Source organism: Moraxella canis, from assembly GCF_002014965.1.
In the GTDB taxonomy this organism is placed as follows: Bacteria; Pseudomonadota; Gammaproteobacteria; order Pseudomonadales; family Moraxellaceae; genus Moraxella; species Moraxella canis.
On sequence record NZ_MUXT01000005.1, the window covers coordinates 97203 to 123493 of the forward strand.

Below are 26291 nucleotides of genomic sequence, written 5' to 3' on the forward strand. Positions count from 1 at the left end.
TTTAGAGTTAAGGATTAAAAGTCGCCAAATCTGCGCTTGGCTTTTTTGTCTTGACGCTTGGCAAAAAACACTTCTTCAACCGCCTTTGGACGAGATTTGCCACCAAATTTATCAAACCCTGTATTTGGCTTGGCTTTATCACCAAAGGCTTTGCTGCGTCTTGGGCGATCAAAGTCGGCTTGTGTGCCAAATTTGGCAGGCTTATCAAATCGAGTATCGCGGCGATCGTTGTCGCGGCGGTCAAAATGACGCAGACGATCTTCTTTGTCTTGGCGGCTCATGCCATCAGCTTGATAATAACCTTGTCTATTTTTATCAAAACGGCGATCAGAGCGAGTCTCAAAACGACTGTCGCGGCGCTCACGATTTTCATGATTTTCGCGACGACCAAAGCTGCGTTCACGATCCTCAAAGCGTCCTTTACGGTTGTCAAATTGATCAGCTCTTGACTCATGACGCGGCTCACTACGACCCTCGAAACGCTCACGCTTGCCCTCAAATGGGCGCTCATGGCGATGTTCGTGGCGAGTGCGACCACCGAATTTATTGTCAGTGCGATCAAAGTTTTGTCGTCCTTCTTGACGCGTACGACCTTGAGGCTTACCACGACCACGGCGACGCTCTTGTGATTGAGCACCAAAATTACGGCGCGGCTCTAGACCTTCGATGGTCGCAACGCTCATCTGACGCTTCAGATAGCGGTTGATGTGCTCAAGCTGACGATTGTCATCAAGACTGCATAAGTTCACCGCCACGCCAGTGCGGCCTGCTCGGCCACAGCGGCCAATACGGTGTACATAATCTTCAACTTGACGTGGTAAGTCATAATTCACCACATGGCTGATCGCCGAAATATCAATGCCTCGCGCGGCAACATCGGTGGCGACAAGCAGATCACATTTGCCTGATTTCATGTCGCTTACGATGCGATTACGCTTGCCTTGTGGCAAATCACCGTGCAAATAGCGTGCCTTATGACCTGCTTCGACAAGTTGCGCTGCCAATTTTTCTGTGGACATTTTTGTTGCCGCAAAAATCACCGCTTGCTTAATTTCAGGGTTATTTAATACCTCAAGCAAGATTTTGTTTTTGTGGTTAAAATCATCACAATAATATACGCTTTCATCGATGTGCGCCGACTCCACCTTGATGGCGACTTTTTCAGGATTGACCGTGAAGCTTTCGGCGATTTTGCCAACCGCGCCATCCCAAGTGGCCGAAGACATCACCGTTTGGCGCGTCTCAGGGGTATTTTGCAGGATTTCTTTGATATCATCTGCAAATCCCATGTCAAGCATACGATCAGCTTCATCCAAAATCAGCATGTCTAATTTTGATAAATCCACGCGGCCTTCGCGCATGTGGTCAATCAAGCGACCTGGCGTTGCGATGATGACTTGCACGCCTTTTTTTAGGGCGCGCAGCTGACCGCCATAAGGCGCGCCGCCTACCAAAGGCACGCTAAACATATTGCGCATACCATCACCATAGCGTCGAACGCTGTCTTGAACTTGCAGTGCCAGCTCACGCGTTGGCGTTAAGATGAGCGCTTGTACATGCTTTTCGATGGTTGGCTTGCGGCTCATTTTATCCAAAACAGGCAAAACAAACGCCGCCGTCTTGCCAGAGCCAGTTTGAGCTGACAAAAGCAAATCACGACCATTTAGAGCGTGCGGAATGGCTTGGGCTTGGATGGGCGTAGGTGTGGTATAGCCACTTCTTGCCAGTGCTTTTAAGATGGGTTTATTCAGTCCCAAATCACTGAACTGTAGCACAAAATTTTCGGTGGCGCCGTCAGTGGTTTGGGCAGTTTGGGTGGTTGATTCGGTCATAATTATCTCAACTGATATGCCCCACTGATGAGCCAATGCAATTGTGTTTATTGAATAAAAAACACAGACCGCCGAAGTCGCCAAGCCGATGGGCTTAAGCCTTGGGTCTTATCAATGGCATTTTGAATGTGGTGGCAGGTTTGTCGCTGTTGCTTGACTACTCAAAAAAGGGCTGATCCCCAAGTCTTACAAGCCAAAATCATCGCGACAGTAAATTAAGATAATCAATCAAAAGCTGATTGTATTGAACTTATCAAAAACTGATAAAAATCTAGAATGATCGGGAAATCCCGCATCAATATCGGTGCGATGTCATCAAATAGCGAGTGTGAACGATTCACGAAAGATGAGAGTATAGCATACATTTTGGGCAAATGCTCGTTTTATTTCATCAAAATTCAACATATCCCGTTTATGATATACAGCCGTAGATTTGCGTCGATATGGATGCGGTCGGCTTATCTTGATGTTGGCTGAGTGGATCTTTTTGACGGTTGAGATTTTATGACATTTTAAGAGCATGATCGTCTTTTTTGGAATAACGATTTGTTTGAAAATTACGCTTTTGTTCTTTAAAATTTGATGGCAAGGTGCGATAATAGCCTAATACATCAACGATTTATAAAAATACACACCCAGAAGTAATTGAAATTATTTGATTTTTAGATTTACAAGGATTTGCCGTGGTTCAGATACGTGACAGCCTGCCTTTATTGGGCGGTAACACTAGCAGCATGGACAGCGCAACTTTGGCAGCAAGTCTGGTTGCCAAGCAGCTGCATCCGGATTTCAAGGCGCAGCTTGCCAATCACAAGCTTATCAGCGCAGTTGATCACAGTAGCGGCACCACCAATCCTTGTGATATCAATGTGTCAGATATCGATATTGAGGCTTGGATTTGTAATGTTGCCGCCCGCATTGGCAAAGAAGATCTGCCCATCTTGCGCCAAGCCTGCCAGTTTGTACAAATCCATGCCAACAAGCCCCATGTCACCCGATCGGGCGCCTATATCACTGGCATCGGCATGGCGGATATTTTGGCATATCTATTCCAAGATGAAAATGCCTTGGCTGCTGCCATGCTCTATCGTGCGGCGCGCCGTGAGCTGGTCAGCATTCAGACGATTCAGGCAAATTTTGGGGAGGACATCGCCCATTTGGTGATGGATGCGCTTGCCATGGGTCGGTTGTCTGAAAGTATTGAAAGCAATCAAAGACTTGAAGATTATTTTGAATCCAATCAAAGAGAGCAGCTGTCTAATATCTATAGCATGCTCATCAGCACCACCAATGATGTGCGTGCGGTACTCATCAAGTTGGCTGAGCGCACCTTTGCGATGCGCGAACTGTCCTTTGCGCCCCCTGATCGCCAAAAACGGGTCGCAAGAGAGGTGATGACCATTTATGCGCCGCTTGCGCATCGGCTCTCTATCGCTCAGCTCAAATGGGAGCTTGAGGACTTGGCATTTCGTTATCTTGCCCCTGATGAATACAAGAAAATCGCAAGCCTGCTTGCCGAAAAACGCAGCGAACGCGAAGCTTATATTCAGCTGGTCAAATCCAAGCTCAGCGAAGAGCTTGAGCGTGCGGGTATCCAAGGCGAAGTATCAGGGCGTGTCAAGCACATTTATTCCATTTGGCGTAAGATGAAGTCAAAGAATCTTTCTTTTGATCAGCTTTATGACATTCGTGCTTTGCGTGTGATGGTCAATACTAATGCCGAGTGCTACTATACGCTAGGGATTGTGCATGGTTTGTGGCGACATATTCCTGAGCAATTTGATGACTACATCACCAATCCCAAGCCAAATGGGTATAAATCACTGCATACAGCAGTCATCGCCGAGCAGCGCACGCTTGAGGTTCAGATTCGCACCTTTGATATGCACTTTGAGGCGGAGCTTGGCAAGGCATCGCATGTCAATTATAAAGAAGGTCTCAAAGCCAAAAAGGATGATTATCTCACCCAAAAAATCAGCTCGCTACGTCAGCTTTTGGGCAATGAAAAAACAGACAGCGAAGAAGATGTCGAGCTAGATATCGATAATGCCGAGCGCATTTATGTGTTTAGCCGTGATGGTGACATCACCGAGCTGCCAAAAGGCGCAACGGTGCTCGATTTTGCGTATTATGTGCATACTGAAGTGGGTAACCGTGCTCAGGGTGCGCGAGTCAATGGCCGCTATGTGCCACTGACTCATCAGCCAAAAACAGGCGATCAAATTGAAATCATCACCAAATCCAATCGTGAACCAAATCGCGATTGGTTGATGCCGTCGCTTGGGTATATCCATACCGCACGCGCCAAATCCAAGCTGCGCCAGTGGTTCAATAAGCAAGATCGCGATAAAAACATCGAGACAGGCAAGGCGTTATTGCTCAAAGAATTTGATCGTTTATCAATTTCACCCAACCAAGTCAGCTTGTCAGAATACTTCACTGATCTGAATGTCAAAACTGAAGACGATCTGTATGTGGCACTGGTCATTGGCGATATTACCGTCACTCAAATCAGCAATTTGGTCGCCCAAAAGCTCAATTTGACCGCCCCAGTACCTGATGAAGCCGAAATTGAAATCAAAAACCCAATTCGCCCTAATAAATACAAGATTGAGCTTGAGGGCTTTGATAATGTTGAGATGCATCTGGCAAGGTGCTGTAACCCTGTGCATGGCGAGCCGATTGCAGGATTCATCACCTTATCAAGCGGCGTCAGCATTCACAATGAAGGCTGCCCTGAGTATCTACGCCTGATTGAGCGTGAGCCGGAGCGCTCCGTGATCGCACGCTGGCAAGAAAGCTTTGGTCGCTATCAGCCTGTGGTCATCCATGTCGAAGCCCAAAATACCAACGGGCTGCTGCGTGATTTGGTGCATGTGATTGATCGTGAGAAGGTGAACATTCACCGTGCCGAAACTCTCTTTAACGATGGCGCGATCAGTCATATGAAGTTTTATGTTGAAGTGGCGGGCATTGCACATTTATCGCGCTTACTCAATAAAATTGAGCAGCAGCCAGGCGTGCTCCATGCTCGCCGCGCAACCGCTTAGGAGCATCATGCCAGAGTTACCCGAAGTTGAGACGACAAAATTAAGCCTAAAGCCATTGATCGGTCAAACTGTCACGCGCGTTCAGGTGAGACATCCGCGCCTGCGCTATGACATTGCCAAAGATTTGGACAGTTTGGTCGGCTTTGTATTAACTAAAATACATCGGCGCGCTAAATATTTGCTGTTAGAGTTTTATCACGCCCATGACAATCGCCAAAAAACCTTACTGATTCATCTGGGCATGTCGGGCAGCCTACAGCAGCACATCGATGAGCCACCTCGTAAGCACGACCATGTCTTGATTGATTTTGCCAATTCTCATGGTCAAATCATTACCTTGCATTATCACGATCCCAGACGCTTTGGGATGATTCTTTGGGTGGTTAATGATGATTATATCGATCAGCCAGATACCCAAGCGCGATTTTTGGCGCACTTAGGACCTGAGCCTTTGAGCGATGATTTTGATGCCGACTATTTGATTGGGCACATCATGCGACCCAAATCCCATAAAAAGCCCTTAAATAAGCCCATCAAATCCCTGATTATGGATCAGTCAGTTGTGGTTGGCGTGGGGAATATCTATGCAGCTGAAAGTTTATTTTTATCAGGCATACATCCGCTTACGCCTGCTTATTTGGTTGATGAAGACAAGCTTAAGCTGCTGACCCATCACATCAAACAAATATTGGCGCGTGCCATCACCCAAGGGGGCTCAACCCTTCGAGATTTTACTGTTGGCGGTGGTAAGACTGGCTATTTTCAGCAGACTTTACTGGTCTATGGCAGGCAGGGAGAATCATGTACCACCTGTAATAACCCCCTTGAGAATGTCAAGATCAGCGGTCGGGCAAGCGTCTATTGTCCAAACTGCCAACCTTATCACACTCACCCAAACCGTGATCAAAATTAAGTTTTAAAAAATAGCCCGTATTGGGCTATTTTGGATAAGTCATCAGTTGGCGTTATACTCTGCGACCACCGAACGAAGCTTAGCAAAATAAGTATCATCAAACAAATTACCCTGCTCATCAAGCATATCTGCTGACAGATCCTGAGCAATCATATGCGCCACCGAAACCATGCTGTCAAATCCGCGCAGTGCATGCGGATGCGGTAGTGCCAAAAATACTGTCAATCCCATAAAATGCGATTCTGGTAAGCTATTGAGATCAAAAGCACAAACGCCTTCATGCCCAACACCCATCATGCTAAACCATAAATCACCAGTACCATCTTCATTTTCGTAGCGATGAAACAGATTCATCACCCCATATTTCATGCCATAGGTGCGCACAATATCAAGCACCGTACGACCTGGTAAGCCAGCAAACGAGTTACGCGGCATGATGGTAATACTCACCGTTTCTGTTGCATGAAGCAAAGGGTCGTTATTTTGATCAAAAGCTCGGCGTTCGTCCAAATGCTCATCAAGCACAGCTGAGTGCTTATCGAATGTCATATCAACCACATACTCGGTATCATGGCTTTCATCACCATGATCTTGCCAGGCTTCATCGTACGACGGATTATCACTTGGATTATTGATGCTTGTGCTGTTTTGATCTTGTGTATAGTCACTCTGCGCCTCATCTGCCTGATCCTGCTTATCATCTTCTTTCACAGGCTGATATGCAGCTTCTGCTTGCGGTGTTTGTGTCATCACAGGCGCAGCAGCCACAGCGGCAGCCATGCTAGATAACGCATCTTCCTCTGCGCCTGTATCTAGATGCTCCACCCTGGGCGGTATTACCCTTTCATCCCTTGGAATAATCGGCAGTCCATATTTGGTTTTGACACCCAAATCTTCAGACTCTAGCGCCAAATTGTTGCGGCGCAAATTGCGCATCACAAAAAATACGCCAAGAATCACCACGATCAGCGCCAAAATTAACCAAAGACCACTCCACTGCATAGCTACCCCAAATCATTCCCAGCCATCTCATTCCACTTGATGGGCAAAAATTGTACAAAATCGAAAAACCATTCAAAAACTACAGAAAAACATCCCTAAAGTTGACACAAAACAAGCGCAATCTGGGTATTTTATGTTAGTTTAGCAGACTTACACTATTTCGTCATCCTTTGCGTGAATAATCCTAGAAATTTGTTACAATTTAACGCTTAGGCACCTGCATATATTTTCATAAATATAGACTATCTACCCAGCCTCATCTCAATTCGCCTTAGTTTAGACATAAAAAAAATCGCCCAATAAGAGCGATTTTTAGCAATAGCTGACAAAGGCTTATTTTTTGCCACGGCTTGCAAATGCGCCGAAACGCTTGTTGAAGCTTGCCACGCGACCTTCGTTAGCTGTTTTACGTTGCTCACCTGTGTAGAATGGGTGAGAAGCACTAGAAATATCTAGTGGGAAATATGGGTATTCTTGACCTTCGTATTCACGAGTTGTTTTGGTTGCAACAGTTGAGCGAGTCAAAAAGTACACATCAGCATTGGTGTCGTGGAACAATACTTCGCGGTAATCTGGGTGAATGTCTTTACGCATGATAACTCTCTATCCAATAAACCTAAGCACTAATAAGCATCGCTGATCACACTCACACGATGGAACATAGCCACGCCATCACCAACCAACTTTGGCATCGCGCACCATGCTGTTCTATGTTATTAGCCAACTTAAGTGGGAAAATAAAGCAGGTATTCTAACAAAAAGCGATTAGGCTTTCAAGTCAGATCGATGAAAAAAATCCAAGCTGATCAGCCTTCATTTTGGCTATCTATCCAACCACGCAGCTTCTGACCGGCTTTAAAGGTGACAACTCGGCGCGCCTCAACAGGGATGCTTTCGCCAGTTTTTGGGTTGCGACCAGGGCGGGATTTTTTATCTTTTAACTCAAAATTGCCAAAACCTGACAATTTGACCTCATGTCCTTGGGCAAGACTCTGACTGATTTCCTCAAAAAAGCCATCGACCAATTTTCTTGACTGCTGGCGCGTCAATCGCAGTCGAATGGTCAATTCATCAACCATATCCGCCTTTGTCAGTGCACTCATGATTTATCCTTATTTATCAATCAGCTACCGAAAATACTTTATCATTTTACAGCAGATTTATTATTTTACACTTGATGATATACTTAATGCAAATTAATTTGTGTTAAAACTCAAAAACCGCCATAAGTCATCATTATGGCGGTTTTTTTAGGTTAGTCGCGCAAATGGGCAGCGTGTTTATCTGCCAGATTTTGGATCACCTTATCAACTGCTGCTTTGATTTGCTCATCTTCAAGTGTGGCATTTTGATCCTGAAAAACCATCGCAAAAGCAAGCGATTTTTTGCCTTCGGGCAGTTTGTCGCCGACATAGACATCAAACAGCCAAACATCTTGCAAATATTTGCCCACTGCTTTATGAATGTCTTTTTCAAGCGTTTGCCAAGCGACATCCTGATCCACCAACACCGCCAAATCTCGGCGAACCGATGGGAATTTGCTAGGCGCTGTGATGGCGTTAGATCGACGGCTGAGCGCAATTAACTTATCCAAATCCATTTGAGCAGCCCACACCGTTGGCAAGTCCAAAGCCTTACAGATGCTAGGGTGCAGCTGACCAAACCATCCCAAATCTTCGCCGTCAATCATCAGATGGGCGCTTTGACCTGGGTGCAAGAAAGTCAAAGCGGTACGCTCATAGGTCACTTTGGTTTTATCCAAAGTGCTTGGTAGCAGGCTTTCAATGTCGCGCTTTAGATCATAAAAATCCATCGGGCGCGCGCCATGACTTTGTTCAGCGGTCAGATCGCCTGTCGCAACAATAGCAAGGCTTGGTGTCTGAACCAAATGCTCAACATCACCACCAACGAAACTTAAGCCAGTTTCAAACAGACGGACACGCGACTGCTGACGGTTAAGGTTATGGCTGACAATCGGCAAAAGACTAGACATCAAAGTGCGGCGCATCACCGCAAGCTCACTTGAGATCGGGTTGGCAAGTGGTAGTACCGCGCCAAGACTTTCGTCATCAAAAAGCGCCTCGATTTTGGCATCACTAAAGCTAAAGCTCACCGCCTCATAGTAGCCTGCATTTGCCAAGGACAGCTTGACCAGATGAATCAAATCCGCCGTATCATCATAGCGCATATCTACAGAAAGCTCTGGCAAGGCAGCAGAAATATTGGCATAGCCGTACATGCGAGCAATCTCTTCAACGATATCTTGATAAATCGTCAAATCAAACCGGTGGCTAGGCACCTGACACACCAAACTGTCTTGTTCCACCGTGGTGGCAATCTCAAGACGATTAAGCATCTCTGCCATCTGCTCGGGTGCGATGCTTACACCCAAAAGCTTTGAAACCTTATCCACAGGGACAGTGATCTTGTGTCTGACAGGCAGCGCGTCTGGATGTTCGACAGTGGTAAGTTGACTGACCTTGCCGCCTGCGACCGAAACAATCAAGCTTACGGCGCGATCCATGGCAAGCTTTGGTAGCTCAAAATCTACGCCGCGCTCAAATCGCTGAGAAGCGTCCGTATGCATACCAAAACGGCGTGCGCGTCCTGCGATGGTGAGCTGATCAAAATGTGCGCTTTCCAGTACAATACTGGTTGTCTCATCACTCACCGCTGAGCGCGCCCCGCCCATGATGCCTGCCAATGCCAACACACCAGCATCATCTGCGATCACCAACTCATCCCCACTGAGGGTGATGACTTGGTCGTTTAATAATTCAACCGTCTCGCCAGAGTGTGCCAGACGCACGATGATATCGCCTTGAATTTTATCAGCATCGAACGCATGTAGCGGCTGACCCAGCTCAAGTAATACAAAGTTGGTCACATCCACCAAAAAATTATGACTGCGCACACCAGATGCCACTAACGCATCGGTCATCCACTGAGGCGTCGGCTGGCTGCGGTCAATGTCATCAATGCGCTGCGCCAAATACCTAGGGCAAGCGTGGGTATCCAAAACGCGTACGCTCGGAGCGGTATCAGTGACCGCATCGGCAGCTTGGATGGCGGGACGATCTAGCGGCATCTGATTGATGGCAGCGATCTCACGCGCCAAACCCAATACGCTTAAGCAATCACCGCGGTTAGGCGTAATGGCGATCTCAAAAATCTTAGCATCTAAGTTCAAATAATCACGCACATCCATACCAATCGGCGCGTCATCGTCAAGCTCTAGTAAGCCATCGATTTTATCTTCAAGTCCCAGCTCCGAAGCGCCGCACAGCATGCCTTGTGATTCAACACCACGCAGCTTGCCTTTTTTGATTTTAAAGCCCTTATCATCCTCACTAGGTAGCACCGCACCGACAGTCGCTACGGCAACTTTGAGCCCAACACGCACATTGGGCGCGCCGCAGACGATTTGCAGCTGCTCGCCACTGCCGATATCAACCTTCGTCACGCGTAAGCGATCGGCATCTGGATGCTGCTCACACTCAGTCACCACGCCTGTCACCACGCCACTAAATGGCGGCGCGACGGTCTCAACACCATCTAGCTCAAGCCCTGCCATGGTCAGCTGCTCGCCAAGTGTCTCACTGTCGACACTTGGATTTGCCCACTGTCTTAGCCAATTTTCACTGATTTTCATTTGCTATCTCTGTAATAAATTCATCAAAATTAAATAATAATACGTTAAACAATATTAACTAAATTGCTTTAAAAAACGCAAATCATTCTGGAAAAATAGGCGTAAATCATCAATACCGTAATACAGCATGGCAAAGCGTTCGACACCCATACCAAAAGCAAAACCAGTGTATTCATCAGGATTAATGCCGCAGTTTTTGAGCACCTGTGGATGCACCATGCCGCAGCCTAATACCTCTAGCCATTTACCGCTGTCAGACAAAATATCCACCTCCGCAGACGGCTCAGTGAATGGGAAAAACGACGGACGAAAGCGAACCGTCATTTTCTTACCAAAAAAAGCATCCAAAAATTCATGGATTAGCCCTTTGAGCTCTGCAAAATTGCTTGACTTTGAGATCATCAAACCTTCCATTTGATGAAACATCGGCGAATGCGTTTGATCTGAGTCGCAGCGATACACACGACCTGGACAAATGATGCGAATCGGTGGCTCGGTCTTCTCCATCGTACGAATTTGCACACTTGAAGTATGCGTACGCAGCAAATAATGTGCATCAAAATAAAATGTATCATGCATCGCACGCGCAGGGTGATGGCTTGGAATGTTGAGCGCTTCAAAATTATAATAATCACTCTCAACCTCTGGACCTGTCGCGACGCTAAAGCCAGCTTGAACAAAAAACTGCTTCATACGCTCAGTGGTTTGGGTAATCGGATGCAAGCCCCCTGGCAAAATACCGCGCGCAGGTAGACTGATGTCAATTTGCTCGCTGGCAAGCTTGGCATTGAGTGCAGCTGCAGCAAGCTGTTGCGCCTTGGCATCTAAGGCTTGGTTGATACGCGTGCGCAGTTCATGTAGATACGCACCGTATTGTTTTTTGGCGTCAGCATCAAGTGCGCCCATCTGCTTTGAAAGCGCGGTCAAGGCTGATTTTTTGCCGCTTAAGCTAACGCGCAATTCTTGAAGTGCACGTTCATCGGCTGCCGTCTCAATCACTGCAATCGCACTGTCTGCAAATGCCAAAAAATCCTGTTCGCCAAGCGTTGCCAAAGGCTGATCTAAAGTGGGTATGGTGGTCGTCATAAAAAGCGCAACTTTCTTTAATTTGCTAAGAATATAAGGGACTCATTGTAAATAATTCACCCAAAAATGTAAACAAGCGATTCAGATTATTCATACCACTGCCCCAAATATTTTGCGATCTTCATTGTTTATCGGTATCAAGCTCATGGCTATTTTTAAATAAAAATCTGATAAATATACCCAAAAATACATGACAATTTGATGACTTTCTTGCCAATAACTATAAAATTTTTGAAAAAATGTTGCCAGATGTTAATAAATTGTGTATATTTACCTTCCGCTTATGACATGTATTACATAACTGCATAATGATATAGCGTATTCATCATACTACCTTTCGGCAGGCATGATGTTTCTATGGAATCTCAACCAAAAGGAAGAAGTCTTTATGAAGAAGTCAGTTTTAGCGACTGCTGTGAAAGCTGCAACTTTACTCACCCTAACAGCGCTATCCTCAACCGCATTTGCCGATCCTAAAATTTCAGGTCGTCTGTACACAAGCGTCTTATATGAAGATGCAGATACCACAGAAACCAATACCGTAACAGGCGCTGCAACCAAAACCAACAGTGATCGCACGACGCTAAACTCTGGCGGCTCTCGTATTCGGTTTACTGGCAGCGAGCCATTGACAAATGATGTGGATTTGGAATATTGGCTTGAGTATTCAATCTTTTTGGATAATGATGGTGGCGATAACAATTTTACTTCACGCAACACCTATCTTGGCTTAAAACATAAAGACTATGGATCGGTTCGTATCGGTCGCTTATACACCCCTGACGATGATATCGACTATGTTGACAGCGGCTATCTATATGCATCAGGTGCATCGGTACCCTACAGCTACTATGGTCAGCGCACCAACAATACCATTCAATACATCTCACCAAAAATCAATGACAAAACGCAAATTAAATTGCATTATGCCATGGATGAAGATAGCACCGATGTGATGACTGGCGTAAATAATCATGGCGGCAGCTTTACTGTCTTTAATGATCAGGGCAAGCCGACCACTCAAAAACGCGATCTGATCTCAGGTCATATCCTGCATAATGATGATAAGTTTGATGCAGGTATTGCTTATACTTATGCAGGCGATTTTAACTCACTTCGTGCGATGATTTGGGCAAAGGCAACGGATGACTTAAGAGTCGGTGTGATGGCTCAGCAAGTTGATTATAACAGTGGCGATAAAGAATTGGGCGCTTTGGTGACTGGCTACTACAACATTGACGGCATGACTGATGTCTATGCTCAAGCTGGCTATGCCGATAACTACAAAGGCTGGAAAGACGGTGAGCGCACAACAGCAAGCTTAGGTCTGATCAAGTGGCTAAAACGTGATGGAGCACGTGTGCGCGCCTTTGGCACAGTATCTTATAATGACGAAACCAGCTTTAAACACAGTGATGCCAACGAATTGGTTCGTATCGATAAAGATGCTTTTTCTGTAGAAACTGGGCTTCGTTACGACTTTTAAACTTTAACGTTTAATAAGCTTTTAATAAAACGGCTTGCTGATTGGCAAGCCTTTTTTTATCTTAATCATTTTTTATCTTAAAACGGATAAATAAAAAACCGTAATACACAGTGCGTATTACGGTTTTGGTTTAGTCATTAAACTGACTCATCAGCTTATGCCAAAGCAGCCTTTGCTTTTTCTGCGATTGCAGTGAAAGCAGCTGCATCATGCATTGCGATGTCAGCCAAGATACGGCGGTCGATTTCAATGTTTGCCTTTTTAAGGCCATTGATCAGACGGCTGTAGCTTAGACCATTTAGACGAGCACCAGCATTGATACGAGCAATCCACAGACGGCGGAAAGAGCGCTTTTTGTTACGGCGGTCACGATAAGCATATTGACCAGCTTTCATAACAGCTTGTACTGCAACACGATACACACGAGAGCGTGCACCATAGTAGCCTTTTGCACGAGCTAGAACTTTTTTATGACGGCGATTTGCTTGTACACCACGTTTTACACGAGCCATGTTATTCTCCTAAAATATCCGAAAAGTTGATTAGATGTATGGGCACATACGACGGATTGCAGCCACGTCTGATGCATGAACCATAACGCAACCACGCAATTGACGGATACGCTTTGGAGATTTTTTGGTCAAAATGTGACGCTTGAATGCTTGCTTACGCTTGAAGCCATTGGCAGTTTTTTTGAAACGCTTCGCGGCACCACGTTTGGTTTTAAGTTTCATAATAACCTCTTAAATTAAAGTTGGTATCCCAACAATGAACCTTTTTGCCTAATGCCATACGGACACTGACGGAAGGTGGGACGCAAATTATAGCAGATTAAACTTGCCAAAACAAGCACCCTTTGCCTTTACTTAGCTCTTAGCAAGCGTTACAATAGCACTATTATCTCAATGTACGAACCGAAGTGTCCATAAAATACTGATTTTATTGTGCCGAAGCTCATTCGTCATTAGATTGACACATTTTTGGCGTAAGATTTGTCATAATTTTGGTGACCAATTTTAACGCCGTCATACTTAAACCTTGGCATAAACTGATATGAACTGGCTTGAAACCCTAAAATTCAATGATGACGGACTCATTCCTGCCATCGCGCAAGACCGAGAAACAGGGCGCGTGATGATGGTGGCTTGGCAAAATAAAGAAGCGCTCAAGCTCACTTATGAGACCAAAGAAGCGGTGTACTTTTCGCGTTCGCGCGGCAAGCTTTGGCATAAAGGCGAAACTTCAGGTCATACGCAGATTGTTCATGGCATTTTTACCGATTGTGACAGTGATGTGATCATTTTGTCCATCACTCAAATCGGCGGTATTGCTTGCCATACAGGGCGCGAGTCGTGTTTTTTTAAACAGCTTGATGATCAAGGTGAATGGCAAATCATCAGTGATGTCATCAAAGATCCCAGTCAAATTTATGGGGAAAATCAGCCGACAGCCACTGATGCTGAAAGTACACCTGTGACACATCAGTCGTCATCTGATGTCCTAGCAAGTCTTGATGCGATATTAGATGAGCGTAAATCCGCCGATAAACACAGCTCGTATGTGGCAAGCTTATATCACAAAGGATTAAATAAAATCCTAGAAAAAGTGGGCGAAGAAGCAGTTGAGAGCATCATCGCCGCCAAAGAGCTTGAGCGTGCCAAAAACGCTGATGAAAACTGCGATGAGATGGCGCATGACTTGGTCTATGAAGTGGCAGATACTTGGTTCCATCAAATGGTGGCATTATCAGCATTAGGGCTGTCTGCTCAAGATGTCATCAATGAGCTGGCGCGCCGTTTCGGCGTTTCAGGCATTGACGAAAAAAATAGCCGTACAAAATAGCGCTTAATATTTAAGCTTGGCTTACTAATTTAACGACGATTAAGGGGTAGTTTATGGGTTCACTTTCTATCACACATTGGCTGATTTTGCTTGTGGTGGTGGTCATTGTCTTTGGCACCAGCAAATTAAAAAATGCTGGTAAAGATTTGGGCGGTGCGGTTAAGGGCTTTAAAGATGCCGTCAAAGAAGAAGACAAGCCAAAAATTGCTAATAATAATGATGAAAAAGTCATTATTGCCGAAGAAGTCAAAGTCGAAAAAACCAAAGACAATAGCTAAGTTTTACTATGATTGGAAGCCTTGGGTTTTTTGAGCTGACCTTATTTGGTATCATTGCCTTGATTGTTTTGGGTCCTGAAAAACTGCCTGTCGCTGCACGCACGCTTGGGCGATGGTATGGCAATTTTCGCCGTGCCAGTCAAAGACTACAAAGCGAGATCACCAGCGAGCTGCAACTGCTAGAGACCCAAGAACTGCTCAAAAAAGAGCTTGATGAGATTCGCCAGTCTGAAGCACGTATGAAGGCTCAGATGGATGCTTTACAGCAGTCGCTCAATCGCACCGAAGCGACTTTGCAAACCTCCAAACGACAAACTATGGACGCTTGGCAGAGCGATTCACCAACACACGATGCCTCGCATCAGCACAATTTGGCATCATCTGACGAGAAAAACCATCAAGAAGTCCATGCCATTGCCACAGCGATCACGCTGCCGATGACCAACCGCTGGTTTTTGTTGAGTGACTATGACCGACGTCGTCGCCTGCCGCCTGCGCCTCATTTGCCCAATTATGCTGCCGATCCTTTATTGAATCAACCTAACCAAACCCTATGAATCAAGCTGACTTACCCACAGATGACACGCCGCTGATGTCACATTTTATCGAACTGCGTGGGCGATTTATCCGCATATTTTTGGCAGTTTTGGTTGTTTTTTTGGCATTGGTTGGTTTTAGCCGCGAGCTTTATGATTTTATCTCAGATCCTTTAGTGGCTCTTCTGCCCAGTGAGGCAAGCTTGATTGCAACCGATGTTGCCTCTGGATTTCTTGCTCCGATTCGATTGACGTTTTTTATTGCGCTGTTTGTGACCGTTCCGTTTATCTTAGCTCAGCTTTGGGGCTTTATCTCACCTGGGCTTTATAAACATGAAAAGCGCGCCGCCTTACCCTTATTATTTTCGTCCATCGCTTTGTTTTATATTGGTGTGGCTTTTGCGTATTTTGTTGTGCTTGTGCCTGCGCTTAAGTTTTTTATCATGTTTGCCCCTGATAATGTCCTACCGATGACCGATATTGACAGCTATCTTAGCTTTGTGATGAAGCTGTTTTTGGTTTTTGGTATCATGTTTGAGATTCCGGTCGTGACGCTGATTTTGGTGCTGATGCGCCTTGTCACTGTGACAAGCCTTGCAGATAAGCGCCGCTATATCATCGTGGGCTGCTTTGCGGTGGCTGCCGTGGTAACGCCGCCTGATGGCGCCAGTATGCTCATGCTTGCCATTCCGATGTGTTTGTTATTTGAATTGGGATTGATGATGGCAAGAATGCTAGTAAAAGACAACCCAGACAACACCGCTATAACTCATTCTTAATCACCAAGAGTCTACCATGTCAGACATTCAACATCTACAAGAAAAACTTGACCACATCCAATCGCTGTATCGCCAATGGCTGGCTGCCAAAGAAGTGCTCGAACGCTCAAGAAGTGAGCTACAGCAAGCCCTTAAAATCATGGGTGAGCTTGAAGCTGCCTATTATAGCCCAGAGTACTCCGATCTACTTCATGCTGATGCCCAAGGCTTGCTTGACACAAAAACGCCTGGCGAGTACAGCGTCATGAGTGAAGATACCATTTTTGATGAGCTGATTGATAAAGATCAAGCCCTGTGGGCGACGCTCAGACTGTGCATTGATCATTTAGATCGCCAATAATTTTCAAAAAATAAAGCCAAGGACATTCCTTGGCTTTATGACTGGTTCCACGTGAAACCTGTTATCATTGGCAATTTTCTGCCAAACGATTACGCTCATTGACCGCATCCACAATTTCATCTGCGATCGTCATCGCCTGAAAACTATTTGGGTCGGCAAGCTTCCACATGTCATCCAAAATGCGTCTCCCGCAGTCGCCCGTCAGCAGCGAGCCTGATTCAATGAATTGATAATGCTCTGATAAAAGCTTGATCCATCCGTCGGGCTGACGACGCACAATGTGATGTGGCTTGAGCTCAGATGGATGCCAAAGCCCTGCAGAGCCGACGATTTCGGCGAGTGCCTTGAGTGTGTTTTGATGGAAATTTGCCACGCGTCGTGATTTATCAGGGACATCAATGGCTTTTTGGCGGACTGGGTCTTGGGTCGCCACGCCAGTTGGACATTTGTTGGTGTGGCATGAACGCGACTGAATACAGCCAACCGCAAACATAAAGCCGCGCGCTGAATTACACCAATCAGCGCCTAAGCTCATCATTCTTGCGATGTCGAATCCTGAAATTACTTTACCGCTCACGCCGACTTTGATCTTGTCACGGATACCCGCACCAACCAGCGTATTTTGAACAAAAATCAAAGCGTCCACCAAAGGCATGCCAACTGAGTCCATGAACTCAACAGGTGCTGCACCTGTGCCGCCTTCCGCCCCATCGACGACGATAAAATCTGGGTAGTTGTCTTCTTTGATCATGGCTTTGACAATTGCCATAAACTCCCAAGGCATGCCGATACACAGCTTAAACCCCACAGGCTTACCGCCAGACATCTCACGCACACGCTGCCAAAAATGCACAAGCTCAGTGGGTGTGCTAAATTCTGGATGAGTTGGCGGTGAAATGCAGTCAATCCCCATCGGAATGTCACGCGTCAAAGCAATTTCTTGGGTAATCTTTGAGGCAGGTAATACGCCGCCTTTACCAGGCTTGGCGCCTTGTGACAGTTTAATTTCAATCATTTTGACTTGAGGCAATGTCGCTCTTTGGCGAAAAGTCTCAGGATTAAAGCGTCCATTGTCATCACGGCAGCCAAAATAAGCTGTACCCAATTGCCAAATCAGATCGCCGCCATGCTTTTGGTGATAAGGGCTAATACTCCCCTCGCCTGTATCATGCGCAAAACCGCCTTCTTTGGCACCTTTATTGAGCGACTCAATCGCCGCCGCTGACAGCGCGCCAAAACTCATCGCCGAGATATTAAACACCGATAAGTCATAAGGCTGCTCACAGCGATCACCGCCCACGCGCACACGAAAATCATGATCGCTGATCTTGTGGCTTCTGCCTGAATGCAAAAACCAATCCGTGCCAGGCTTGGTCAAGTCATTCAAACTACCAAACGCAGTCGTGCTATCGACATCTTTGGCGCGCTGATACACAATCGAGCGCTGCATCCGCGAAAATGGCACTTCTTCACGATCACCTTCGATGAAATATTGACGCACTTCTGGACGAAAATTTTCAAACAAAAAGCGAATGTGTCCACTGATGGGATAATTACGCAAAATCGCATGACGCTTTTGGTTGATATTATAAATACCAAGACAAGTCAAGCAGGTGGCGATAAAAAGCAGCCACCAAATTTTAAATAAAATCGAAATAGGAATCAGTGCCACACAGACCCAAAGGAGCGCAAAGCGTGGCAAGACTAAAAATAGATAATTGGCTGAATCTTGAGAAGGTTTTGAGGGTGTCTTTGATGGTGTCATGAGGCAATGAGGTTAATTATGTTATAAAACGATGCGCAGATTAAATACATCTACTCTGTCAGTCGCTGATATTCGGCTATTATAACATAGCTAATTTATCATAATCATTTGCCAATAGTAATAAAGTCATCAAAGATTTTGATAAATCTTAATCCAAACAATCCAAAGTTTTAGCACGCGATTTTAAATTATGATAAAAATCAGCATTTAGCCGCTTTATTTTTAGTCAAATATTGGCTACAATGACAAGAATTTCAGTGATTTATCATCACGCATCATTCCACCTCATTTGGTTCATTAGCCGATTATGTCAAACAAAACCCCTGCTTATTTGCGCATCAAAAATGCCATTTTGGACAATATTCATGCTGGCACTTGGGCTTCTGGCACTGCCATTCCTGCTGAGATTACGCTTGCTGAAGATTTTGGCGTATCACGCATGACAGTCAATCGCGCGGTCAAAGAACTTGAAGCTGAGCGTGTGTTGGAGCGTCGTCAAGGTTCGGGCACCTATGTGGCTCAGCAAAAGTACAATAATGCGCATATTGAAATTCGCAATATCGCCAAAGATATCAATGAGCGATTTAATCACTATCGCGCTCAAGTGATCGCACAAAAGACGCTTGATTTTGAGGCATTGAATCAACCTGAAAATCATTGGCTGAATGCGCTGTTTTTTCACAGTCAGCCTGCTCACACTGACAAACTCTATCAGGTGTGTATCGTGCATTATGGCGACGACCTGCCCATTCAGTATGAAGATCGCTGGGTGAATGCTGCCATCATTCCTGAATTTATCAATCAAGATTTTAGTATTATCAATACCAGTGATTATTTGATTGACCATGTGCCACTTGAGTATGGCGATTATCAAATCCAAGCCAAGCTTGCACCCATCAATGTCTGTGAAGCGCTGCAAATGCAAGCGCATGAGCCAGCACTCTTACATGCTCGGCACACCAAATCCCAAGGGCAGCCTGTCACTTTTGTGAATATGTGGCACCCTGGTAGCCGTTTTTCATTTGGCGGTCGGTTATAATTCATCAAATACCCAACCACTGCTGAGATGACGCCGATCATCTCAGCAGTTTTTATTAGTCTTAAATTCGTAAGCCGTTTAGCTTAAGGATGCACCGACGCCTAATGGCTTAGATCAATCCTAAACTGCAGTTTGACTTAGGCAGATGAAATCTGCTCAGCGATCATAAGCTATGGTATAATAAGCTTTTGTCAATCTTTTGCCCCATGATGCACAGCGATTACCAAAGCCCTGCGATATACGGGGCAACTCAAGCCCACGACCGTCCAACGCCCACCGAAGAGCAGTTGGCGGCACTTGATATGGCAAAAACAGGGCAATCTTTCAAAATCGTTGCTTATGCTGGTGCAGGTAAAACGACGACGCTAAAGCTCATCAGCGAAAATCTGCGTGGTCGGGGGCTATATTTGGCATTTAATAAAGCCATCGCTACCGAAGCCCAGCAAAAATTTCCACCCAATGTGCGCTGCCAAACGTTTCACTCTTTGGCATTTCGTCATGTCAGCCGCGATGTGACTGCCAAAATCAGCTTGCCCAGACTGACGCCATCGCGCTTGGCAAGCGAGCTTGGGCTTGGCGCTATCAGCACTGAGCGCCTCGTGGATGGCATCAAAAAACCTGTTACGCTCACGCCTGCTAAGCTTGCTAATATCATCAGTGAAGCCATCACCACTTTTTGCAAGACCTCTTCTGCCTATCCTGCGCCGCGTCACATCACTGCGCCGAGTTGGATGAGCGAATCTGATGCCGAAGCGCTTCAGATGACTTTATATCCTGCTTTTGAGCAGCGGTGGCTTCAGTCGATCGATCCACGCCATCAAGCGGGTATCAGTCACGATATTTATCTAAAATTATGGACGCTGTCAAACCCGATCATTCCCGCTGATTTTATTTTATTTGATGAAGCCCAAGATGCCGACCCTTTGATGATGGGGGCATTGATTCGCCAAGATAAGCAAACCATTTATGTTGGCGATGCTCATCAGCAGATCTATGAATGGCGCGGTGCGCTCAATGCCATGAAGCGTCTGCCCTATCCACAGACGCTTTTGACGCAGTCATTTCGTTTTGGTGAGCCGATCGCCGAGATAGCCAATGTGTTTTTAAAGGCGCTTAACGAAGATATCCCGCTTAAAGGCAATCCCAATCAGCGCTCGGTATTAGCCAAAAGTCTCGTACATGGCGCCAAAGATGCCATTTTATGTCGCACCAATGCCACTGCGATGGGTCATTTGCTTGACGGCTTAAAGCTTGGGCATAAAGTTGCGCTGCAAGCAGACAGTCATCGGATTTTAAGATTTTGTCAAGGTGCTGAAAGCCTTAGAAATGGCAAATCGGCATACGGCATACCTGAGCTTGCTTATTTTAATCACTGGGCAGAAGTTCAAGAATTCAGCGAAACTGGCGAAGGCGGCGATCTTAAGACTTGGGTAAGGCTCATCGAAGAGCATGGCACCGCCACCATCACCAAAGCCATCAATAGCTTAACCACACCAAGCCATGCCGACTATGTCGTCTCAACTGCGCACAAATCCAAAGGGCTTGAGTGGAATCGTGTGCAGATTAGCGATGATTTTTTGTACGACATCAACCCCATGGCGGTCAAAATTACGCCTGAAGAGCTGCGCCTATTATATGTGGCTTGTACGCGTGGCAAAAATCTTTTGGACATTCACCATATCACCGACCTGATACACAGCTTGCAGCACAAAAAGCTGATCATTGGATAACACATGAGCTTTAGACATCTGTTTCACACGCCGGTGCGCTTGCTTGCGCCGATGGAGGGATTGACCGATCCTTTGATGCGCCGAATCCTGACCCAAATCGCGCACGATCTGGGCGCACCTTATGATTGGGCGGTCAGTGAATTCATACGAGTGACGCATTATCCGCTGCCTGCGCATGTGTTTTATAAATATGTCCCAGAGCTGCACACCCAAGGCTGCACCGCCAGCGGTACGCCTGTCCATGTACAGCTGCTAGGCAATAATCCTGAAACGATGGCAGCTAGTGCTTTGGTAGCAGCAAACCTTGGTGCTAAGGCGATTGATTTAAATTTCGGCTGCCCTGCCAAAACAGTCAATAATCACAAAGGCGGCTCGGTGCTGCTTGATGAACCCGAAACGCTGTATGCCATCATTCGGGCAGTGCGTGAAGCGGTGCCAAGCCATATTCCCGTATCTGCCAAAATTCGCCTTGGCTATACCGATACCAGTAAATCTGGTGAGATCGGTCAAGCTGTCGCGGACGCTCGTGCAGACTGGCTAACCATCCATGCACGCACCAAAGTTGATGGCTATAAGCCGCCTGCTTATTGGGAAAAAATTGCGCCCTTTAATAACTTGGGATTACCGATCATTGCCAATGGCGAGATTTGGAATGATGAGCACGCCATGCGCTGCATCAGCCAAGCCAACACCCCGCATCTGATGCTTGGGCGCGGTGCAGTCACTCGCCCTGATTTGACTGCGCTGATTGCAAAGCAGGCAGGCTTGGATTGGTCAAAGCTTTGTGAGCATCAATTGGCATTTTTGGCAGATCAAACAGACAATCAAAATGGGCTCATTGGACGTTATAAGCAGTGGCTTGGGATGCTCACCAAAGGCTACGATCAAGCCGACAAGCTTTGGCACAGCGTTAAAAAACTCAAAACCAGAAGCGACATCGAAGCGCTGATCACTCAAAGCGCCAACGATCACACCTAAATGGCATCAATGATGACAGGCTTACCCTGATGCTGTATGACAGTGACATCCACTTGATACAGCCTACGGATATTATCCGCGGTCAGCACTTCTTTTGGCGCGCCGACTGCAGTGATTTGTCCTGACTTCATCATGACCACAGTATCAGCAAACTGCGCCGCTTGATTGATATCATGTAATACGATGACGATCGTCTTGCCTTGGGCGGCGAGCGATTTGAGCTGTCGCATCAGCTTGCCTGCATGGTACATATCCAGATTGTTGAGCGGCTCATCCAGCAGCACATAGGGGGTATCTTGGCAAACGATCATCGCAATCAACACACGCTGACGCTGTCCGCCTGATAAATCCGATAAAAATCGCTCTGCCAATGGCTCAAGCTCAAATACCTGCATGACTTGTGCCACTTTGTCATGATCAGCTTGGGTGGGACGACCTTGATGATGTGGATAACGCCCAAACATCAACAGTTCTTTAACCCTAAGCCGACCTTGAATGTGGTTTTCTTGGGTGAGCATCGCCAAAGTCTTGGCAAGCTGTTTGGACTCGGTATGGGCAACCGATGCCCCGCCAAAACACACCTGCCCTGTTTGTAGAGGTAAAATCCGCGCCATCAGGCTAAACAATGTCGATTTGCCAGCGCCATTAGGTCCGATCAATGCGATGATTTGCCCCGCCGATAAAGACAAATTAATACCATCCAAAATCGTAAAATCCCGCCCTACTTGATACGATACACCTGACACTTCTATCATGCTGCTGCCTTATCTTGCTTTTGCATATTGATGAAAAATAATCCATAAAAAGACCAAACCGCCCACCAGTTCGATGACGACTTCAAGGACGCCTGCCATTTTAAAGACTTGCTCAAACATCAGCTGACCTGCCACCAAGCACAGCATCGCCACCAAAGCCACCAAGACCAAGCGGATGCCGTGGTGCATACTTGGGGCGATGCGGTTGGTCAAAGCACAAACCAATAATCCAAAAAAAGTCACAGGACCCACCATCGCTGTCGAAACTGCCACCAAAAGCGCGATCATCGCAAGCAAGCCAAATCCCAGTCGCTGATAATCAATACCCAGATTGATCGCAGGCAGCTTACCAAGCAGTAAAATATCCAACTGATGACGCAGCCGATACATGACCACAGCGCACAGCACGCACAGCACGACCGCCATGCCAAGCACTTGGGTGTTAATGGTATTAAATCCCGCATAACTCACCGCCTGAATGGTTACAAATTCTTCAGGATCAATCATGCGCGCGACCAAATAAGATAGGCTACGAAATAAAAGCCCAAACACCACTCCCACCAAGATCAAGCGTGTCAAATCCTGTGTCTGCCGACCAAATAGCAGCCGAAACATCGCCAAGGACAAAAGCAGCATGATGACCACTTCCAAAGCAAACTTACCAATGGCAGGAATTGCAGCCATGCCCACTGAACCTAGCACAAACACCATCAAGCTTTTGATCAAGATATATAAGCTATCAAAACCTAGCAAGGCAGGTGTCAAAATGGGATTGTGCGTGAGCGTTTGAAATAATAAAGTAGACGTACCAATCGCAAATCCCACCATCATCAAGGCAAGCAGTTTCTTACCGCGCAGCGATAAAATAAACTCCCAACTGCCTGACGCATTGAGGGTCAAAAATAAGACGCTTGCCGCAATCAGTAGCATACCCATGATAATCGCAGGATAAGATTTCATAGTCTGTGTAAATGTCGATAAATGCATGGGCTTATTAATCAATGAACGATTTGGCATGGGTTATTTTTGTTGATACAGCAGCCACAAAAACACGCCTGCACCAATCACGCCAAATATGACAGTCACAGGGATTTCAAAAGGATAAATAATCAGCCGCCCAATGATATCGGACAGTAGCACCGCCGACGATCCAAGCAGCGCCACTGCCGGCAAAGACAGTCTCAGCCAATCGCCCACCAGCCGACTGACGATATTTGGAACCACAAGCCCCACAAAAGGAATCATGCCCACCGTCGCCACGACGACTGCACTGGTGAGTGCAATCATCACCACCGAAAGCTTGAGGACAGTCTCACGATTGACGCCCAGATTGGTGGCGATATGATCACCAAGTCCGATAATTGTCAGCTTATCTGCCAAGACATACGCCAACACAGACACACCGCCAACCAACCACAGTAGCTCATAACGCCCTGCCAAAATCGCCGAAAAATCCCCAAATCGCCAGACATTTAAAAGCTGGAGCATCTCGGTCTGATAAGCGATAAAAGTGCTCACCGCCTCGATGATGCCACTAAATACAATCCCCACCAAAGGCACCATCAGATAATCTGTGGCAGGCAGGCGCTGAACGAGCTTCATAAAGATCATCATGCCGATCATCGCACAGACTGTCGCAATGGTAATTTTTATGCCGACAGCAGCGCTAGGAAACATCAAGGCAGTGATTAGCATGCCCAGTGCTGCACTTTGGGTTGCGCCAACCATGGATGGTTCAACGAAGCGATTTTTTAGCACAACTTGCATCATCATGCCGCTGATCGCCATCCCTGCGCCTGTCAAGATGATCGCAGCGGTACGCGGAATGCGGCTTTGGATAAGGATTTGGGCATCGCTGGCAGTCGCTGAAGTTCCAAATAATCCAGACACTAGACCCTGCCAGCTAAAATCCGCCACACCAACAGATAAACTGATGACAATCAGCACTCCTAAGATTACAAGGCTTAGGAGATTGGCAAAGACAGCCTTTTGCCAAGGTGCACGATGGGCTATGTGCTCAGTCATTACAGGCCCATACCAATTGCATCATCATAAAACAACACAGCTTATCTGGGGTAGTTTTATTTATTGTGAATGCTTGGCAGCGAACGCATCACGCACCAGCTGAGCGTCGGTCAGCCATTGATAATAACCACCAAATGCCAAGTAGCTGTCAGCACTCAAATAAACGATTTGCTGATTTTTCCATGCTTTGGTGCCGTGCATTAGCGGGTTATCTAGCACCGCTTCAGCCGATTGACCTTCTTCACCGATAGCAGCGCCGCGATCTAGCACAAATAGCCAGTCTGGATCGACTTTTTGTAAATATTCAAAACTGATTGGCTGACCATGGCGTGCCTCCTCAATATTACTATCTGCCATCGGAATGCCAAAAGTGGTATGCAAAAAGCCATAGCGTGAGTTTTGACCATAGGCAGACAGCTTATTACCATTCACCAAAATGGCAAGACCGTTACCCTTACCAGCGACTGCCGCCTGAGTTTCAGCGATCGCAGCATCAATCTCACTGATGGCTGCCTGTGCTTCGGCTTGCTTACCAAATAATTGACCAAAATCGGTAAGCTGCTGCTTGGTGGATTCATAAACATTTTTGGTATCGATCGTCAAATTCACCACAGGCGCCACCTTGGCGATCTCTTCGGCTTTTTCTGCCATACGCGAACCTACAAAAACCGCTTTTGGCTGCAGGGCATTGAGCGCTTCTAAATCAGGCTCAAATAGCGTCCCGACCTCCGCCGCTTCAGGCGTGTTGGCAGCCTTTAAATTGGTCAAGCGCAAATTAGTAGGCATCCCTTCTACTGGCACGCCCAGCACCGCCAAATTTTGCATCGCGGTCATATCATAGACTGCCAGCGGATGCGGATTGGCTGGCAAAGTCTGCTTGCCTGTCGCGGTCTGAATCGTCACAGTGTCGTTAGACATCGCAGTATCAGCAGTTTGGGTAGGCTGAGCGGTGGGCGCCATCGGCTCTTCGGCGACAGCTTCAGCGGGTTTTTCGCTACAGGCTGCCAGCCCAATCGCTGCCACCAAAGATGCTGCTAATGGCAGCATTTTATTTTTAGACAATGTCATAATCATACCTCAAATTTTTATCATTTATCTTACCATCACATCTTATGAGTGCATGGCTCAAGCAGGCATCTATTATAAAGGAGGCTACACAATGATTCAAATTAAATGCGAATATTTTTTATTTGCAAATGATTA

At 46.4% G+C, this 26291-nt stretch carries 24 protein-coding genes; 11 read left to right on the plus strand and 13 right to left on the minus strand.

The genetic code is table 11. From position 1 onward, the window contains the following. Nucleotides 1–14: 14 nt before the first annotated feature. Nucleotides 15–1832, minus strand: coding sequence for a DEAD/DEAH box helicase (locus B0180_RS04425; protein WP_078255837.1), 1818 nt, complete (start codon nucleotides 1830–1832; stop codon nucleotides 15–17). Between the two features lie 683 nt (nucleotides 1833–2515). On the opposite strand from B0180_RS04425, the gene B0180_RS04435 reads away from it, so the two are divergent. Continuing rightward, complete coding sequence (locus B0180_RS04435; RefSeq protein ID WP_078255838.1) at nucleotides 2516–4882, plus strand: RelA/SpoT family protein; 2367 nt, start codon at nucleotides 2516–2518, stop codon at nucleotides 4880–4882. Nucleotides 4883–4889: 7 nt separating this feature from the next. After that, entirely contained in the window at nucleotides 4890–5795 is a 906-nt protein-coding gene (mutM, locus tag B0180_RS04440; RefSeq protein ID WP_078255839.1) for a bifunctional DNA-formamidopyrimidine glycosylase/DNA-(apurinic or apyrimidinic site) lyase, read from the plus strand. Between the two features lie 42 nt (nucleotides 5796–5837). Here the strand turns inward: mutM and B0180_RS04445 are convergent, their stop codons facing one another. From B0180_RS04445 to pheS, 5 genes are all read right to left on the minus strand, one after another. Further along, the gene (locus B0180_RS04445) at nucleotides 5838–6797 is read right to left on the minus strand and encodes a cell division protein ZipA C-terminal FtsZ-binding domain-containing protein (protein ID WP_078255840.1); all 960 of its coding nucleotides are present in this window, start codon (nucleotides 6795–6797) and stop codon (nucleotides 5838–5840) included. A gap of 333 nt (nucleotides 6798–7130) precedes the next feature. Then, nucleotides 7131–7391: a type B 50S ribosomal protein L31 gene (locus B0180_RS04450; RefSeq protein WP_049238136.1), complete on the minus strand. Its 261-nt coding sequence runs from the start codon at nucleotides 7389–7391 to the stop codon at nucleotides 7131–7133. A gap of 212 nt (nucleotides 7392–7603) precedes the next feature. Then, the gene (locus B0180_RS04455) at nucleotides 7604–7900 is read right to left on the minus strand and encodes an integration host factor subunit alpha (protein ID WP_078255841.1); all 297 of its coding nucleotides are present in this window, start codon (nucleotides 7898–7900) and stop codon (nucleotides 7604–7606) included. Nucleotides 7901–8052: 152 nt separating this feature from the next. Next, the gene (gene pheT / locus B0180_RS04460) at nucleotides 8053–10449 is read right to left on the minus strand and encodes a phenylalanine--tRNA ligase subunit beta (protein WP_078255842.1); all 2397 of its coding nucleotides are present in this window, start codon (nucleotides 10447–10449) and stop codon (nucleotides 8053–8055) included. Nucleotides 10450–10503: 54 nt separating this feature from the next. Further along, nucleotides 10504–11535: a phenylalanine--tRNA ligase subunit alpha gene (gene pheS, locus B0180_RS04465; protein WP_078255843.1), complete on the minus strand. Its 1032-nt coding sequence runs from the start codon at nucleotides 11533–11535 to the stop codon at nucleotides 10504–10506. A gap of 388 nt (nucleotides 11536–11923) precedes the next feature. Here pheS and B0180_RS04470 point away from each other — a divergent pair, with 388 nt between their 5' ends. Further along, complete coding sequence (locus B0180_RS04470) at nucleotides 11924–13021, plus strand: porin (protein ID WP_078255844.1); 1098 nt, start codon at nucleotides 11924–11926, stop codon at nucleotides 13019–13021. Between the two features lie 155 nt (nucleotides 13022–13176). Here the strand turns inward: B0180_RS04470 and rplT are convergent, their stop codons facing one another. Together rplT and rpmI are read right to left on the minus strand one after the other, a co-directional pair. Next, on the minus strand, nucleotides 13177–13533 hold the full coding sequence (gene rplT / locus B0180_RS04475) for a 50S ribosomal protein L20 (protein WP_049238130.1): 357 nt from the start codon (nucleotides 13531–13533) through the stop codon (nucleotides 13177–13179). 30 nt (nucleotides 13534–13563) lie between these two features. After that, nucleotides 13564–13758: a 50S ribosomal protein L35 gene (gene rpmI, locus B0180_RS04480; protein ID WP_049238129.1), complete on the minus strand. Its 195-nt coding sequence runs from the start codon at nucleotides 13756–13758 to the stop codon at nucleotides 13564–13566. A gap of 316 nt (nucleotides 13759–14074) precedes the next feature. Here rpmI and hisIE point away from each other — a divergent pair, with 316 nt between their 5' ends. The 5 genes from hisIE to B0180_RS04505 are packed head-to-tail and all read left to right on the plus strand — an operon-like array spanning nucleotide 14075 to nucleotide 16796. Continuing rightward, nucleotides 14075–14863 carry a bifunctional phosphoribosyl-AMP cyclohydrolase/phosphoribosyl-ATP diphosphatase HisIE gene (gene hisIE, locus B0180_RS04485; protein WP_078255845.1) on the plus strand — a complete coding sequence of 263 codons (789 nt, stop codon included), beginning with the start codon at nucleotides 14075–14077 and terminating at the stop codon, nucleotides 14861–14863. 53 nt (nucleotides 14864–14916) lie between these two features. Next, entirely contained in the window at nucleotides 14917–15141 is a 225-nt protein-coding gene (gene tatA, locus B0180_RS04490; protein ID WP_049238127.1) for a Sec-independent protein translocase subunit TatA, read from the plus strand. A gap of 8 nt (nucleotides 15142–15149) precedes the next feature. Then, nucleotides 15150–15698 carry a Sec-independent protein translocase protein TatB gene (gene tatB / locus B0180_RS04495; protein ID WP_078255846.1) on the plus strand — a complete coding sequence of 183 codons (549 nt, stop codon included), beginning with the start codon at nucleotides 15150–15152 and terminating at the stop codon, nucleotides 15696–15698. Then, nucleotides 15695–16456, plus strand: coding sequence for a twin-arginine translocase subunit TatC (gene tatC, locus B0180_RS04500; RefSeq protein WP_078255847.1), 762 nt, complete (start codon nucleotides 15695–15697; stop codon nucleotides 16454–16456). The genes tatB and tatC overlap by 4 nt, the downstream gene beginning before the upstream one ends. Nucleotides 16457–16472: 16 nt before the next feature. Further along, entirely contained in the window at nucleotides 16473–16796 is a 324-nt protein-coding gene (locus B0180_RS04505; RefSeq protein ID WP_078255848.1) for a DUF4298 domain-containing protein, read from the plus strand. A gap of 64 nt (nucleotides 16797–16860) precedes the next feature. Here B0180_RS04505 and B0180_RS04510 read toward each other — a convergent pair whose 3' ends face one another. Continuing rightward, the gene (locus tag B0180_RS04510) at nucleotides 16861–18561 is read right to left on the minus strand and encodes an FMN-binding glutamate synthase family protein (protein ID WP_078255849.1); all 1701 of its coding nucleotides are present in this window, start codon (nucleotides 18559–18561) and stop codon (nucleotides 16861–16863) included. A gap of 307 nt (nucleotides 18562–18868) precedes the next feature. Here B0180_RS04510 and B0180_RS04515 point away from each other — a divergent pair, with 307 nt between their 5' ends. The 3 genes from B0180_RS04515 to B0180_RS04525 all read left to right on the plus strand — a co-directional run bounded on the left by B0180_RS04515 (nucleotide 18869) and on the right by B0180_RS04525 (nucleotide 22308). Then, on the plus strand, nucleotides 18869–19600 hold the full coding sequence (locus B0180_RS04515) for a UTRA domain-containing protein (protein ID WP_078255850.1): 732 nt from the start codon (nucleotides 18869–18871) through the stop codon (nucleotides 19598–19600). A gap of 209 nt (nucleotides 19601–19809) precedes the next feature. Continuing rightward, nucleotides 19810–21330, plus strand: a complete 1521-nt coding sequence (locus B0180_RS04520; RefSeq protein WP_078255851.1) for a UvrD-helicase domain-containing protein — start codon at nucleotides 19810–19812, stop codon at nucleotides 21328–21330. Nucleotides 21331–21333: 3 nt separating this feature from the next. Then, on the plus strand, nucleotides 21334–22308 hold the full coding sequence (locus tag B0180_RS04525; protein WP_078255852.1) for a tRNA dihydrouridine synthase: 975 nt from the start codon (nucleotides 21334–21336) through the stop codon (nucleotides 22306–22308). On the opposite strand, the gene B0180_RS04530 is transcribed toward B0180_RS04525, so the two are convergent. Genes B0180_RS04530 through B0180_RS04545 form a run of 4 tightly spaced genes read right to left on the minus strand, consistent with a single transcriptional unit; the run spans nucleotide 22305 to nucleotide 26156 of the window. Further along, complete coding sequence (locus B0180_RS04530; RefSeq protein ID WP_078255853.1) at nucleotides 22305–23063, minus strand: iron ABC transporter ATP-binding protein; 759 nt, start codon at nucleotides 23061–23063, stop codon at nucleotides 22305–22307. The genes B0180_RS04525 and B0180_RS04530 overlap by 4 nt on opposite strands. A 9-nt stretch (nucleotides 23064–23072) precedes the next feature. Further along, entirely contained in the window at nucleotides 23073–24080 is a 1008-nt protein-coding gene (locus B0180_RS04535) for an iron chelate uptake ABC transporter family permease subunit (RefSeq protein WP_078255854.1), read from the minus strand. A gap of 3 nt (nucleotides 24081–24083) precedes the next feature. After that, nucleotides 24084–25088: an ABC transporter permease gene (locus B0180_RS04540; protein WP_078255855.1), complete on the minus strand. Its 1005-nt coding sequence runs from the start codon at nucleotides 25086–25088 to the stop codon at nucleotides 24084–24086. Between the two features lie 60 nt (nucleotides 25089–25148). Continuing rightward, entirely contained in the window at nucleotides 25149–26156 is a 1008-nt protein-coding gene (locus B0180_RS04545) for a siderophore ABC transporter substrate-binding protein (RefSeq protein ID WP_233424926.1), read from the minus strand. Between the last annotated feature and the right edge of the window lie 135 nt (nucleotides 26157–26291).

Excerpts from the sequence above, each read along its gene's own strand:
- pheT (WP_078255842.1), bottom strand. The coding sequence starts at position 10,449 with ATGAAAATCAGTGAAAATTGGCTAAGACAGTGGGCAAATCCAAGTGTC.
- B0180_RS04515 (WP_078255850.1), top strand. The coding sequence starts at position 18,869 with ATGTCAAACAAAACCCCTGCTTATTTGCGCATCAAAAATGCCATTTTG.
- B0180_RS04540 (WP_078255855.1), bottom strand. The coding sequence starts at position 25,088 with ATGACTGAGCACATAGCCCATCGTGCACCTTGGCAAAAGGCTGTCTTT.
- tatC (WP_078255847.1), top strand. The coding sequence starts at position 15,695 with ATGAATCAAGCTGACTTACCCACAGATGACACGCCGCTGATGTCACAT.
- B0180_RS04525 (WP_078255852.1), top strand. The coding sequence starts at position 21,334 with ATGAGCTTTAGACATCTGTTTCACACGCCGGTGCGCTTGCTTGCGCCG.
- B0180_RS04520 (WP_078255851.1), top strand. The coding sequence starts at position 19,810 with ATGCACAGCGATTACCAAAGCCCTGCGATATACGGGGCAACTCAAGCC.
- tatA (WP_049238127.1), top strand. The coding sequence starts at position 14,917 with ATGGGTTCACTTTCTATCACACATTGGCTGATTTTGCTTGTGGTGGTG.
- pheS (WP_078255843.1), bottom strand. The coding sequence starts at position 11,535 with ATGACGACCACCATACCCACTTTAGATCAGCCTTTGGCAACGCTTGGC.
- B0180_RS04505 (WP_078255848.1), top strand. The coding sequence starts at position 16,473 with ATGTCAGACATTCAACATCTACAAGAAAAACTTGACCACATCCAATCG.
- B0180_RS04530 (WP_078255853.1), bottom strand. The coding sequence starts at position 23,063 with ATGATAGAAGTGTCAGGTGTATCGTATCAAGTAGGGCGGGATTTTACG.
- tatB (WP_078255846.1), top strand. The coding sequence starts at position 15,150 with ATGATTGGAAGCCTTGGGTTTTTTGAGCTGACCTTATTTGGTATCATT.
- rplT (WP_049238130.1), bottom strand. The coding sequence starts at position 13,533 with ATGGCTCGTGTAAAACGTGGTGTACAAGCAAATCGCCGTCATAAAAAA.
- B0180_RS04510 (WP_078255849.1), bottom strand. The coding sequence starts at position 18,561 with ATGACACCATCAAAGACACCCTCAAAACCTTCTCAAGATTCAGCCAAT.
- B0180_RS04470 (WP_078255844.1), top strand. The coding sequence starts at position 11,924 with ATGAAGAAGTCAGTTTTAGCGACTGCTGTGAAAGCTGCAACTTTACTC.
- B0180_RS04545 (WP_233424926.1), bottom strand. The coding sequence starts at position 26,156 with ATGACATTGTCTAAAAATAAAATGCTGCCATTAGCAGCATCTTTGGTG.
- B0180_RS04425 (WP_078255837.1), bottom strand. The coding sequence starts at position 1,832 with ATGACCGAATCAACCACCCAAACTGCCCAAACCACTGACGGCGCCACC.
- B0180_RS04455 (WP_078255841.1), bottom strand. The coding sequence starts at position 7,900 with ATGAGTGCACTGACAAAGGCGGATATGGTTGATGAATTGACCATTCGA.
- B0180_RS04535 (WP_078255854.1), bottom strand. The coding sequence starts at position 24,080 with ATGCCAAATCGTTCATTGATTAATAAGCCCATGCATTTATCGACATTT.
- mutM (WP_078255839.1), top strand. The coding sequence starts at position 4,890 with ATGCCAGAGTTACCCGAAGTTGAGACGACAAAATTAAGCCTAAAGCCA.
- B0180_RS04450 (WP_049238136.1), bottom strand. The coding sequence starts at position 7,391 with ATGCGTAAAGACATTCACCCAGATTACCGCGAAGTATTGTTCCACGAC.
- hisIE (WP_078255845.1), top strand. The coding sequence starts at position 14,075 with ATGAACTGGCTTGAAACCCTAAAATTCAATGATGACGGACTCATTCCT.
- B0180_RS04445 (WP_078255840.1), bottom strand. The coding sequence starts at position 6,797 with ATGCAGTGGAGTGGTCTTTGGTTAATTTTGGCGCTGATCGTGGTGATT.